11 protein-coding genes are annotated in these 13138 nt (G+C 52.1%); 7 read left to right on the forward strand and 4 right to left on the reverse strand.

What is annotated here, in order from left to right; genetic code table 11:
- Positions 1-6: 6 nt before the first annotated feature.
- The gene (locus J2Y43_RS28695; RefSeq protein ID WP_309990689.1) at positions 7-1527 is read left to right on the forward strand and encodes a RagB/SusD family nutrient uptake outer membrane protein; all 1521 of its coding nucleotides are present in this window, start codon (positions 7-9) and stop codon (positions 1525-1527) included.
- 265 nt (positions 1528-1792) lie between these two features.
- Here J2Y43_RS28695 and J2Y43_RS28700 read toward each other — a convergent pair whose 3' ends face one another.
- On the reverse strand, positions 1793-2161 hold the full coding sequence (locus tag J2Y43_RS28700; RefSeq protein WP_309990692.1) for a hypothetical protein: 369 nt from the start codon (positions 2159-2161) through the stop codon (positions 1793-1795).
- A gap of 241 nt (positions 2162-2402) precedes the next feature.
- On the opposite strand from J2Y43_RS28700, the gene J2Y43_RS28705 reads away from it, so the two are divergent.
- The 3 genes from J2Y43_RS28705 to J2Y43_RS28715 all read left to right on the forward strand — a co-directional run bounded on the left by J2Y43_RS28705 (position 2403) and on the right by J2Y43_RS28715 (position 7848).
- On the forward strand, positions 2403-2912 hold the full coding sequence (locus J2Y43_RS28705; protein ID WP_309990694.1) for a tail fiber protein: 510 nt from the start codon (positions 2403-2405) through the stop codon (positions 2910-2912).
- 29 nt (positions 2913-2941) lie between these two features.
- Positions 2942-3964 carry a tail fiber protein gene (locus J2Y43_RS28710; RefSeq protein ID WP_309990697.1) on the forward strand — a complete coding sequence of 341 codons (1023 nt, stop codon included), beginning with the start codon at positions 2942-2944 and terminating at the stop codon, positions 3962-3964.
- 65 nt (positions 3965-4029) lie between these two features.
- Entirely contained in the window at positions 4030-7848 is a 3819-nt protein-coding gene (locus J2Y43_RS28715; RefSeq protein ID WP_309990699.1) for a T9SS type A sorting domain-containing protein, read from the forward strand.
- 1 nt (position 7849) lies between these two features.
- Here the strand turns inward: J2Y43_RS28715 and J2Y43_RS28720 are convergent, their stop codons facing one another.
- Positions 7850-9553, reverse strand: coding sequence for a hypothetical protein (locus J2Y43_RS28720; RefSeq protein ID WP_309990701.1), 1704 nt, complete (start codon positions 9551-9553; stop codon positions 7850-7852).
- A gap of 260 nt (positions 9554-9813) precedes the next feature.
- Here J2Y43_RS28720 and J2Y43_RS28725 point away from each other — a divergent pair, with 260 nt between their 5' ends.
- The 3 genes from J2Y43_RS28725 to J2Y43_RS28735 all read left to right on the forward strand — a co-directional run bounded on the left by J2Y43_RS28725 (position 9814) and on the right by J2Y43_RS28735 (position 12135).
- Positions 9814-10206, forward strand: coding sequence for a hypothetical protein (locus J2Y43_RS28725; RefSeq protein WP_309990704.1), 393 nt, complete (start codon positions 9814-9816; stop codon positions 10204-10206).
- Positions 10207-10304: 98 nt separating this feature from the next.
- A complete protein-coding gene (locus J2Y43_RS28730) occupies positions 10305-11366 on the forward strand; it encodes a cobalamin-independent methionine synthase II family protein (protein WP_309990706.1) in 1062 nt (353 codons plus the stop codon).
- Positions 11367-11583: 217 nt separating this feature from the next.
- The gene (locus tag J2Y43_RS28735) at positions 11584-12135 is read left to right on the forward strand and encodes a peroxidase-related enzyme (protein ID WP_309990709.1); all 552 of its coding nucleotides are present in this window, start codon (positions 11584-11586) and stop codon (positions 12133-12135) included.
- A 79-nt stretch (positions 12136-12214) separates the two neighbouring features.
- Here J2Y43_RS28735 and J2Y43_RS28740 read toward each other — a convergent pair whose 3' ends face one another.
- Both J2Y43_RS28740 and J2Y43_RS28745 read right to left on the reverse strand, forming a co-directional pair.
- Positions 12215-12412 carry a hypothetical protein gene (locus J2Y43_RS28740; RefSeq protein WP_309990713.1) on the reverse strand — a complete coding sequence of 66 codons (198 nt, stop codon included), beginning with the start codon at positions 12410-12412 and terminating at the stop codon, positions 12215-12217.
- Positions 12409-12972, reverse strand: coding sequence for a hypothetical protein (locus J2Y43_RS28745; RefSeq protein WP_309990716.1), 564 nt, complete (start codon positions 12970-12972; stop codon positions 12409-12411). The genes J2Y43_RS28740 and J2Y43_RS28745 overlap by 4 nt, the downstream gene beginning before the upstream one ends.
- Between the last annotated feature and the right edge of the window lie 166 nt (positions 12973-13138).

The following is a 13138-nucleotide window of genomic DNA, read 5'->3' on the forward strand; positions in this document are numbered from 1 at the left end:
ATCATAATGAAGCATTTATTCAATAGATCAATATTCCTGACCGCGGCGGTTGCGCTGCTGCTGGGCTGTGCGGACCTGGACGAAAAGCCCGTGGGCCTGCTCGCGCCCGAATCGCTGTTCAGGACTTCCAAAGATGTGGAAACGGCCATTATGGGCGCCTACGGCTGGATCGCCACCGAGCGGCTTTACGGTCGCCAGTTCGTATCAGCGCTCATGCTCCGAAGCGATATGGAGGATATCGGTGATCGCGGTACCCCTGCCGAACGCCAGCAGGTGAACGACTTTAACATGGATGATAACAATAACATGGTCAACCAGTTCTGGCCGGTTTGGTACCAGGTGATCAGCTCCACCAATGCGGCGATTTTCGGTGCACAACAGCTTGGCCTGCCCGAAAATACAGGCAATCCGCTGATGGCGGAAGCCCGTTTCATCCGTGCATTTGCCTATTTCCACCTCGTGCAGGTGTTCGGTGATATTCCTTACATCGATTACTTTATCAGCAACCCCGAGTCTGTCAAATCGATTTCCAAAACACCTGCGGCTACGGTTTACACCAATATCATTGCCGACCTGGAATTTGCGAAACAATGGCTGCCCGACAAGCAGCCGGCGGAAGTACGGAGCCGCGCCACCAAGGGAACGGCTGCTTCCTACCTGGCGTCGGTATACCTTACGATGGGGCAGTACCAAAAGGCTTACACCGAAGCGAAATGGGTGATTGATAACAAGGATAAATTCGGCTACGCGCTCGAAGCAGACTTTCAAACGCTGTTCAAAGCGCCGCAAGCCCCGAATATGAAAGAGCACATTTTCGACATCGACTTCCTGGGTCTCAAATCGGGCGACGGCGGTGCTAATGACGACATTATGGCGCCTATGACGGGCGTACGCGGGGGCGATGCGCCGCGCAGCGGGTGGAGCGTGATCGTGCCGTCGCTGAAAGTGTACACTACCTGGGACAACCGCGATTACCGCAAGGAGGTGAGTTTTGAAGATTCACTGCTCATCGGCGGTAAGCTCGTTCCTTACACGGAGTTTACGAATACCAAACGTCCGCATATAGCCAAGTATGCCCGTTTCGCGGGTAATTCCAACTCCGAAGGCCGCTATTCCGATCATAACTATGCGGCCATGCGCTATGCGGAAATCCTGCTCATTGCCGCGGAAGCATCAGTGGAAGTAAACGGACCGAATGCGGAGGCATTGGGGTATATTAACCAGGTTAGGGCGCGGGCCAGAAACTGGGCCGGCAAGCAAACGACCTTCCCGGAGGATGTAAAAGCGGGTTTAGCCAAAGACGCGATGATTGATCTGATCCTCGATGAACGCCGCCTTGAACTGGCCTTCGAATACAAGCGCTGGTACGACATCAAGCGCCGCAACCTGGGCGAGAAGGTTTTCAAAGGGCCCAACTCGCTGGAACCTCACGAGACATTCAATGCCAGCAGGGATTACCTCATGCCGCTGCCGCGGGTAGAGTTGCAGGTGAATCCAAACCTGGCACCGCAGAATCCGGGGTATTAACAATGACTGAATGGTTGAATGATTGACCGGGTCGCCGGAGCGATGTGTGAATGACTGAATGCTGGGGAAATCGCGTAGCGATGCAACATTGGTAGAAATGGAACGGGTTACGGTTGGATGAAAATCCCGTTAGGGATGTAACAACAGTGCAGTGGCGATGTGGCATGCGATGCAATTGTAGTTGCATGCCCAAGGGCATTTGGCCAATATTCGTCGTGCAGATTTACTACCAATGTTGCATGCCTGACGGCATTTGTCTCGTTATTTACTCTCTGATGAAAATTTTCTTGATTTTATCACTTTCGTTCCGTGATAAAACGAACACGCGTTCATCAAGCTGATCCGTAACTACATTGTCTGAAAGCAGCAGCCTTACCGTCACAGATGGTTGTTGCAGCCACCCGCACTCGCTGTTTTCCAGATCGGCTGGGATAAGTGGTTCGTTGAAATCGTAGAACGTGCTTTTGAATTGAAATACCAAAACCGGAATCCTGTCTGTCCATTCAACGAGGCATTGGACCTGCGAGGCTTCGCTCAGAAGACCGTCGGGAAAATGGGTGTTTTTAAGGATGATGTCGAGCGAGTTCGCGCTTGGGAGCACGCGTATGTAGGGCGACCTTTCGGGGAGTAACATAGTTTTAACAATTTCACTAGATAACCAACAAAACCCATCCTGAAATGATTCAGGGCGGGTTTTTGTGCTTTTGTGACTACGTTTTGATAATTGTGACGTTTTTGTGACACCGTTTTTTAGGCCTTCGGTGACATCTCATACTTTATTTGCCAACATCCGGGGCGGTATTTTCAGCACCCGTTCATCCAAACCGGATTTTATACATCTTCTATCATTTACCTATTCAAAAACCTTTCACATTATGGAGAGTTTCGTTGGAGAAATCCACCCGTTCGCCGGTGAGCGCGTACCAGAAGGCTGGCACCTTTGCGATGGTACCGAATTACCGGTGAGTAAGTATGAGGCTTTGTTTTCATTGATCGGGTTTACTTACGGCGGTAGCGCCGGCGATACCATGTTTCGCCTGCCCGATCTGCGGTCTAGAATCCCGCTGGGCGAGGGCGCCGGCTATAATCTCGGAAGGCCTGGCGGGGAGGAAGCAGTGGCGCTAACCGTCTCAAATTTGCCAAAACACAGGCATGCGGTGGCATGCAGCACCTCTAATGCCGCTAATCTCCCCGACGCCGCGACCGGGCTTTGGAGCGCCTCCGACACCAAGGGGTTTTTGTACAATTCCACTCCCGGAAAGATCGAGATGAACAACGAGAGTATTCAGCCCGAAGGAAAAGGAGAGAAACACGAGAACCGCATACCGATGTTCGCGGTGTCGTTTATCATTGCACTACAAGGCATATTCCCCAGCCGCGGCTGAAATCCCCAAACTTTTAATACAACATTCTTATGTCTCAATTTATCTCTGAAATCAGGCTGTTCGCGTTTCCCTTCGCCCCCAGGGGCTGGGCCAAATGTGACGGCGCAATCTATTCCGTTTCGAATAATATTACTTTGTTTATGATGCTGGGTTATAAGTTCGGCGGCAGTGGGGATAATTTTAGTCTTCCCGATCTGAGGGGCAGGGTAATGATCGCCAATGGAAGCCCCCTCCGGCCGGACTTTCTTCGTGCCGGCGCAGAAAAGCACGTCCTTACCATTAAGGAAATGCCTGCCCACAATCACTCTGCCGTCGCAAGCTCAAATGGGGTAGATACGTTCGAACCCCTGGGCCACTTCTGGGCCTCGAATGTAGGTTATGTGAAGGACTCGAATAATTTAATGCACCCTAACACAATTAAAGAGGAGGGCGGTGACCTGGCACACAACAACATGTCGCCTTATTTGCCACTCAACTATTGTATCGCGGTTACGGGTGAGCATCCTGACGGCAGTTACCGCGAGGTAAACGAATTTACCGGCGCCATCAGGCCATTTGGCCGTGGCGTAGATGAAGGCGTGTGGCTGAAATGTGATGGGCGGGAGCTGCCGCTTAGTCAGTTTATTGATTTATTCAAAGTCCTCGGGTACACCTATGGAGGCGTGGAAAACAGGACATTCCGGCTTCCTGACCTGCGTGGTCGCGCGCTGGTTTCTTGTGGCACACCACCAGGCCTCAGCGCATACAAGTTGGGAGAAAAGGCAGGCGAACCGTCTGTGAAACTAACCAAAGAGCAAATCCCGACGCATAACCACAAGGCATTGGTGAACCCGCTTTGCAATTCGCAGCAGCCTAACAATTGCGGCTGGGCGGTCAATTCAAATACACGTCCATCCTCCAACAGCTACGCAAAAGAAAAGGGTAACGGATCGGTGATGGGTGCAGGCGCAATCGGAATAACGGGGAACGACGAAGCCCATAGTAACATGATGCCGTACCAGGCAATGGAGTTCATGATCTGCTCACGCGGGGATGATCCGACGATCGGATAAACGTTCGCGCTGCCTGAAAGTCTCCGGCAGCGCACCCTCCCTTATTTCCCTTTTTGAACATTCCTATGAAATTGATATTTACCAAACGACTGCGATGGTCGGTCATCATGTCGGGACTGCTTTTGACCAGCCTGGGTTTACCAGTTGCCGCCGATACCTTCAATGTAACTCAGACGACCGATGGCACCGCCACTTCTCAGCTGCGCGGCGCTATTCTGGCCGCTGACGCCTTGGGTGGAGGACCGCATACCATCAACCTTGTAGCCGGCACCTACGATCTTACGCTGGGCCCGATTGTATTCGGGACGCAAGCAGAAAATATCTCCATCGTCGGTGCGGGTGCGGGTTCTACCGTCATCAACATGACGACCACGATGCAGGACCGCATTTTCCTGATCAATCCGCCGGGAACAATACACGATGTGCAGGTTTCGATTTCAGGCATCAAATTTACCAATGGCAAGAACCCCGCCGATCATTACGGCGGAGGGGGCATTCTGTGTGGAGGACCAGGCAATAACATCAGCATAACCAATTGTGCATTTGAAAATAACATGACCAACTTCCTCGGAGGAGGTGCATTGGCTATGTCGGGAGGTGGTACAATGACGGTCGAGAACTGCACATTTACCAACAATGCGGTGCTCATTGATGCGTCGAGCGACGGCGGTACAGGTGGTGCCATTTCAATCGATTACTATGGAAGCGGATCGGACCCCGTGGCAGGAAGTGTGACGATTTCAAATTGTGTTTTTTCCAATAACACGGTAAATGCTTCTTTCGCGACTTCCGGTGGGGCTATCGGGCTAAAAGCCAGCTATTCGGCGGCCAGTCCGTCGTTTTACACGAAAATTGAGAAAAACCGGTTCATCGGCAACAGCGTTGGGGCCAGTGTTAGCGGTGGCGAGGGTGGCGCTATTTCAATCTCCAGCAGCTTTGCAGCAGATATTCAGTATAATGCGTTTTCAGGAAATACCATCAATGGAACAACGAAGGAGGCGTTGTCGATTCGCAAGTTCAGCGATGGGGCGATTAATGCCACGAACAACTGGTGGAGCTGCAACACCGACCCACAGGCGGGAGGGACATGCAGTGAAGCCGCGCGGATTGTGGGTACCGTGGGAGGTGGGACACTTACAACGAGCCCCTGGCTGGTGTTGAAGCCCGCTATCACGAATGCGGTGCTCTGCGTCGGCTCGCAGACACAGACCCAGGTAGCGGCCGGCTTTTTGACCAACTCGGCGGGCGGAGCCGTTTCTGTCGGCAACCTTACCGCCGTGCTGGGCTTACCTGTGAGTTTCAGCGCAGTGAACGGCAGTATTTCGTCGGCACAAAGTATGATTCAGGCGAATGGAGGAGCCACTGCTATTTATACAACCAGTGGGCTCGGAAACGGAAGTGTGAACGTCATGGCAGGCTACCTGACCAGCGGGGACGCCAATGCGCGGGCGGCGATCCTGACCGGGACAGCTCCGGGTATCGGGACGCATCCTGTCAAAATCACCACTTGCGCAGGTTCCTCTTCAGTGACATTCAGTGTGGCTGCTACTAGTCTCGAAACGCCCACCTATCAATGGTACCGGGGTAACACACCGCTTTCGAACGACGGTAAATACGGCGGTACTCAAACGGCAACTTTAACTGTCCACAATATTACCGCGGGAGACCAGGGCAATCAATTTAAGGTAAAAGTGACCAATTCGTGCGGAGACGCAACGTCCAACAGCGCAACGCTGAATGTAATCGCCGGCCGGCTATATGTAGCTCAGGGCTCAGCGGGCGAGGGTGCGGGATGGGATGATGCGCTGGGGAGCCTCAGTGCAGCATTGAACGCGGCCTCGGGCTGCTCAGGAATTACGGAAATATGGGTGAAAGCAGGAACCTACGTTCCGACAGGTACGCCCTATAATACCACTCTTTTCGGGGTGCGGCATTATGCATTCTACCTGCTGGATAACCTGGCGATTTACGGCGGCTTTGCGGGGAATGAAACGGCATTGTCGCAACGGAATCCCGGGTTTAATCAAACGATCCTCTCCGGAGACCTTGGTGTAGGTGGTAATAGCGACAATTCCTATCACACGGTGGTGTCGGTCAACAATGGCCCCACTGCGCAGTTGGATGGCTTCATTATCCGCGATGGAAACGGTAACGGCACGGGAATCAGTCCTACCATACGTGGCGCTTCGATTCCGGCAACCCAGGGGGGCGGGGTGGTATTATACTTTTCTTCGGCGGTGATTTCGAATTGTGTGATCACGGGAAACAGTGCCGAGCAGGGCGGTGGGGTGATCCTGGCTGGTGAGGGGATTGCTCCCGCATTCCGTAATTGTGTTATGAGCGACAATGCCGCTACTAATGGCAGCGGCGGAGGTGTTCTAAATGCATATAAAACCGGGGCGACTTATCTGAACTGCACCGTCGCGCGTAATTCAGCTTCGGCGCAGGGAGGAGGCGTTTTTAACTTTCTGTTGTCAAACCCGGTTTTCGTCAATAATGTAATATGGGGGAATAGTGCTTCGGAAGGGGCCGGGATGTTCGACCAGGTGGCAAATCCGACGGTCTCTTTCAGTCTGGTGCAGGGCGGGCACGCCGGGATCGGCAATCTGAGCTCGGATGTTCTTTTTGCCAACCAGCCGGACCCGGATGGGGACGACAACAAATGGATGACTGCCGATGATGGCCTTCGGCTTTCGCTTTGCAGTCCGGCTGTTAATGCGGGGTTCAACCTGGTCGACCCGCCGATCGATATTGCCAGTCAGCCGCGCACCTTCGATCTTACGACCGATATGGGCGCCTATGAGCTGCAATCCTACCGCGACGGAAGCAGTCTGTCCCAAAACGGTGATCAGGTTTTTCAACCCATCACGGCTGGCACAACCAACGGATTCGTGGCCACAGGTTGCCGGGTGATCGCGCAGGTAACACCGGCGGGCGGCGCGCCCGTGAGCGGGAATGTGCGCGCGAAGACGTTCGTGGATGCGGGCGTGCTCACGGCCGGACCACTAAAATTGGTACAGCGGCATTACGAAATACTGCCTTCCGATAACGCAGCCAATGCGACCGCGCGGGTTAAGCTGTTTTTTAATCAATCCGAATTTGATGCTTTTAATCTGGAAGTGAGCGGGGCAAAACTGCCCTCGTCACCGTCGGACGGTACCGGGGTCGCTAATCTGTTGGTCGTCCAGTACCACGGCACTTCGGCTACCGGGCAACCCGGATCGTACAGCGGCGATACCACGACGATCAACCCCAACGACGGAGATATTGTCTGGAACGGCAGCCTGAACCGCTGGGAAATCAGTTTCGATGTGACCGGTTTCAGCGGATTTTTTATCAGTAATGCCGATCCGCTGCCTTTGAAACTGGTCAGTTTTTCGGCCAGAAGGGTTGAAAATGCTACGCAACTGGAATGGTTAACTGCGGAGGAAGTTAACACGAGCCATTTCGAAATCCACCGCAGCGCTGACGCCCGTCATTGGGAAATGTTGCCGGAACAACCAGCGGCCGTGGGTAGCGGAGGGCATCGTTACAATGCAACCGACAATGCGCCGATGGCTGGTCTGAACTATTATCGTTTGAAAATGATCGACCTCGATGATTCGTTTGCATTTAGTCAGATCGTCGTTGCAGAGCATCGCAATGGTGTTCAAATGCAGGTTTATCCTAATCCGGCGAGTATGGTCTTGCGAATTGAGACCACCGGGACCGATCAACTTACAGGCAATGCGGAGCTGTTGAATGCGCAGGGAACGGTGATGGCACGCCGAAAGCTAGTAAATGGAAAGGCAGATTTTCCCGTCGGCGATTTACCGAAGGGTCTCTACCTCATGCGCATGCAGGGTAATGCGGGTATTTTAACTCAAAAAGTGGCGATTGAATAGGTCATATATCCATGACTACCTCTTCCAGGCTGCGGTCGTCGGGCACGTCGATTTTTTTCAGCAGCCGGTACTTGGTGGTGCGCACGGCGTGGCTGCTGATGCCTAGGGTAGCTGACATTTCCTGGTAACCGAGGCCCAGTTTAGCCAGTGCGATGAAGCGCATTTCGCCCTGGGTTAGCTCGGGGAATTTCTCGCGCAGCCGGTGCAGGTAATCGCCGTGGACTTTACCGAAGAGTTTTTTGAAATAATCCCAATCCTCTTGTGTCAGAATTGTGCTTTCGCGCAGTTTCGTCAGGGCCTCGGCATCGGGGCCCTGCTTGTTTTCAAGCATTTCGATCTGCCGGCTTTTTTCAGAAATATTACGGGCAAATTCATTGAGCTGTAATGCAGCGTTTTCGAGCTCCTGCTCTTTTTGTTTGATTTTCAGTTCTTTTAAATGCTGCTCCTGACGGTGCCGTTTTCGCTGGGTAATGTACACATACACCGAACCTGCCGCGACGATCAGTACCAGCAGGAGAGATAGGTTGCGTTCGGTGGTTTTGAGTTTTTTCTCCGAATCGGCTTTCTCCATTTCTGAACGATGCTTCTGCAAATCGATCTTCTGTTGGGCCCGCATCATCAGTTTGGCATTGTACTTGTTGGTCAGGCTGTCGCGGGCAAACAATGCGGAGTCCAGGTAAGCTCCGGCAAGCCGTGCCTCGCCGCGTGCTGCATGTATTTTTACAAAAATCGGGTAGAGGTCCTGGAAGTGCCGGTAACGATCGGGGTAGGTGTCGCTTAGGTACCGACGAGCGAGAATGGCCAGCTGTTCGGCTTTATCGAATGCGTTGTTTTTCAGGTAGATATTGGCCTGGATAATGAGCGATTCAGCAGCCAGACCTAAGTCTTTTTGCACGACAGCCTCGTCGATATTGGCCTGTAATAGCGGCAGGGCAGCGGCGTAATTGCCTCGAATATAGGCGTTTTCGCCTAGTCCGCCTTTCGCGATAGCTGCCCAGAATTTGTAGTTGCCGTCAGACTCCCTGCGGATCACCCGCCTGAAATAGTGATCGGACGAATCGATATTACCCTGCTGGCGGAAAATAACGCCGATCGTGTAAAGTGCCGAATTGTGGCCGGCGTGCATGTCCGGGTTGATCTTCAAAGTTAAAACCTGCCGGAACAACGACAATGCCTTTTTGTAATCCGAAAAGTTATGGTAGGCATGAGCAATGTTTGTCAAATGGTAAGTCTTGTCGGGAAGCTCCTCACTGCTGACTGTGTTCAGCAGCGCTTCCTGCTTGATGAAAGTCTCGAATGCCAGTTCGTAATTCTTGACGTCCGCCCAGTAGTAATCCCCCAACACTTTGTGCGCCCGCGTGTTGATCTGGACGTTGTTTTGTGCGGCAGCTCTTGCGGAGAGATCTTGCAGCATTGCAGTGATGCGTTCTGTCTGGCCTTTGTACCAATAGGTAAGGTAATAGGCTTTGAGCAGATCGGCTTCCAATTCGAGGTCGTTGTCATGATTTTGCACCGCAAATGCCCTCAGTGAAGCGACCAACGCGAACGCGGATGTGGTGTCCCGCATATTGAGGGTATTGATATAGACGGTATCAAGGTTTCTGAAACGCTGGGGATAGGTTTTATGAAGTAAATGATCCCATTGAGCAAATGCAGGGGCCGCGTTCAATGCCAGCAAAAACAGGAGGGAACGGATGAGCGTCATGGTTCAGTAAACGGGAGTCCATCCCGGCAGAAGGCGGATCAGCGAATAAAGGGTTTATCGGAGTAAATCTAATACTATTCACTTTCGGATACATGGAGGTTTTGTCTAGAATTAGTTTGCGGTCAAGGCCTTGTTCATGTGAGTTTTTTGAAATACCCAGTTTAAAACGGGATTATTTGTGGATAGATTTAAATGAAATGAATAATTGCTACAAGAAATGACACGGTATTCTTGTAGATTTAAGGTACATCTCCCTGTTTATGAAAACGGTTGCCAGCCTCGGCCTGATAGTACTGCTGCTATCCCATTCGATGGGGTGGTCGGTAGCCGTACTTTTTGCTGGCAAAACGGCCGGTACGGCAGCACGGAATGAGGCAGTTCAGGCAGAAGCATCGGCCTGGCACCGTTTTGCCGAACTGTCGGAAAGGATTCAGGAGATGCAGCTTGCCAAAACGCCGCTTACACCCCTGGGGAGCGTGTTGAAAACGATGGGGGACCTGGCAAAGGCCTATTTGCCGGGCACGCAGAACCACACTGACCGGGTAGGGGAAATCGACCTGCCTCATCGGCCGATCCGTTTTGCGGAACCGTGTCGCATCGCGGTGGCCGATGTCTCCAATTGTACCACGCCTCCACCGGAAATGATCGGGTAACACATTTGAAATGCATTTGCCGCGGCCGGGTTACTCGTATCCGGCGGTGTTCGTGTGCGTGTATGTACCTATTTATTCATCGTATCATTTCTTTCAGAATGGCAACTATACCTACCGAGCCGATAGGAAGCATTCCGCGGCCCGCTTACCTGCAACAAGCCATGCAGGCCTATACCAAAGCAGAAATTTCCTCCGACGACCTCGCCCGCCTTTTTTCACAGGCCACGCGCGAGACCATCATATCGCTGGAAGGCACCGGCTCGCCCGTCATTTCCGATGGAGAGCAAAGCAAACCCAGCTTTGCCACCTACCCGATCCACGGTTTGCTGAACTTGGGTAGCGAGGGCGTGGTAATCCCGTTTGAGGACGGACACACGAGGCAATTGCCCGTATTGACGTCGGGGCCGTTTCGATACCGCAATTTTGCGGTGGATTACCTCCGGGAGGCACGGAAGCATACTGCATTGCCTGTCAAGCAAGCCGTTATTTCCGCTTCGGCAATGAGCCTGCTGTACCCGGCTGGCGGCATCGAAGGTTACCCGCAAAGCCAGTTTATCGCCGATTTGCTCGATCAGGCGGAGGCCGATATCCGCAAATGCCTGAACGAGCAAGCCTACAACGTACAAATCGACTTCACCGAAGCCCGGCTGGCCCTGAAACTCGATCCCAGCCAGGGGCTCCTGCAACAGTTCATCTCGCTTAACAACCAGGTTCTCGATCGTTTTACGGCGGAAGAGCGGAGCCGGATCGGCATTCACACCTGCCCCGGCGGCGACCACGATTCGACCCACAGCGCCGATGTGCCTTATCAGGACCTGTTGCCGCTGTTTTTTCAACTGAATGCGGGCAATTTTTACCTGGAATATGCGGGAGAGAAGGACAAAGTATCCGTTCTGGAATCGATCCGGCATAACATCCGGCCAGGGCAGCGTGTCTTTCTGGGCGTGACGGATGTCCTGAATCCCAGAATCGAGACGCCGGAGGAAATCCGTGACCTGCTCTTGCAAGCCGCGGAATACATTCCGCTCAACCAACTCGGCTCTACCGACGACTGCGGCTTTTCTCCCTTTGCCGACGATATTTCAACGGCGCGGGAAACCGCATTCGAAAAGATCCGTGCACGAGTGGAAGGTACGAAGCTGGCGGGCGCTGCGCTTTAATTTTCGATGGTCAGGAATGGTCAAGTGTTGTCAGGAATTGTCATGTATTGTCAGGAATGGTCAAGTGTAGTCAAGTATTGTCAGATACTGATTTGACTCTACGTTTGACAATTCTTGACCACACCTGACTACGTTTAACCATTCCTGACAATATCTGACTATACTTGACAATTCCTGACCACACCTGACCTTATCATTCAATCATTAACTTTTACCGATGCCACATATCGAATTTGAAAAAGGTTTTCCGGGCATTTTGGGCCCGATGCGGTTCAGTCCTCACACCGCCGAGCCGATGAATGCATTGGCCAATGCGCTGATGTGTTCCGACGAAGGGTTGAGCCGTGGCGAACGCGAGCTGATCGGAACCTACGTTTCGTCCCAAAACGATTGCTTTTTCTGCCAGACCATCCACGGAGCCATTGCGAGCGCCTACCTGGAAGACGAGGATTGGTCGTTTGTCAAAAGTGTCAAAGAGAATTTTGGCGAAACCGCACTCTCCGACAGGATGAAAGCGCTGCTATCTATCGCGGGCAGCGTCCAGCGCGGGGGCAAGCACGTCACACCTGAGCAAATCGCCCGCGCCCGCGAGCACGGCGCCGACGACCGCCAGATCCACGACACCGTCCTCATCGCTGCCGCATTCTGCATGTTCAACCGCTATGTCGACGGCCTCGCCACCACCGCGCCGACCGACCCGGATGTATACCGGGCCAGGGCGGTGAATGTGATGATGAATGGGTATTCGGCGGTGAAGGGGTATGAGTGAGGATAAGCAGAATCGGATATGTTTAAACAAAAAATGAGTTGACCGTCGGACAACTCATTTTTGTTTATTTGGACTTAAATTAGGGTATTTCAACGATGGCGTTGTCGCCAACAAATGCATGCATATAAGTAAGATATTTGTCGTGAGTCGAATAAAACTGCGGCTCCATATTTACATATTGCAAAAAAGTAGCCGTTTCTTCTGTGCCCTGTGCAATAAAAGTAATAGTCTTGGTCACCCACTCAGCTTGCTTCCCTCTCAGATCAAAAGGGGTCATGCCGCTTCCCAAATTTTGACTAATCGTTCCCGGGACTTGAATACGGGCGCCGGTGAGTATACTGTCGGTTCTCCATTTCTAATGCAGATACTACTCGCAACAGAGACTGTGAGAGCATATTTTTTACCCGGCTTCAGATGTTTGATTTTGGCTGTGGCAAAAGAGGTAGTTATTTTATCGTCATTAGCGAGGACATTCTCCTGCGACATGATAGTGACAAAATTATTTGGGTTGTTATTATTTGCACCAGGGGGATTAAGGAACGGTTTAGTCCAAGGAAAATTTGAGTCTCCCCACAGGTGTGTTTTCGTTGAAGTCCCTACCTCCACTGGATTACCTTGCTGAGAAAAACTCCAATCAGCTACAAGCATGTTAATGCCCGCTGTGCCGTCTGTGGTAGGGATTGTCGGGAGGCCTTGCAAACCGCCGCCACGTTCGTTGTTAAAACCGCTTGCTACTTTCTCTGGCTGCGCCACCTGTACATCATCTTTTGAGCAGCTACTCATTATCATACAAGTAGCCAGCGCCAATCCTAATGGAAATTTTTGAATTAAAGTCATTTTTGAAAATTGATTTACGTGAAAAAATTGATTTTAACTGGCTGCAAAACAATGTTGTTTAAATGACAGTGATCGCACGGAATGAATGGGCGGTATGGTATGGTTATTGAGCGGAAGGTGATCGAGCTTTGTAGGTGTTACAATCCTAATTACTTCTGTAACCTGT

Origin of the sequence: Dyadobacter sp. BE31, from assembly GCF_031457695.1 — a bacterium.
Taxonomy (GTDB): domain Bacteria; phylum Bacteroidota; class Bacteroidia; order Cytophagales; family Spirosomataceae; genus Dyadobacter.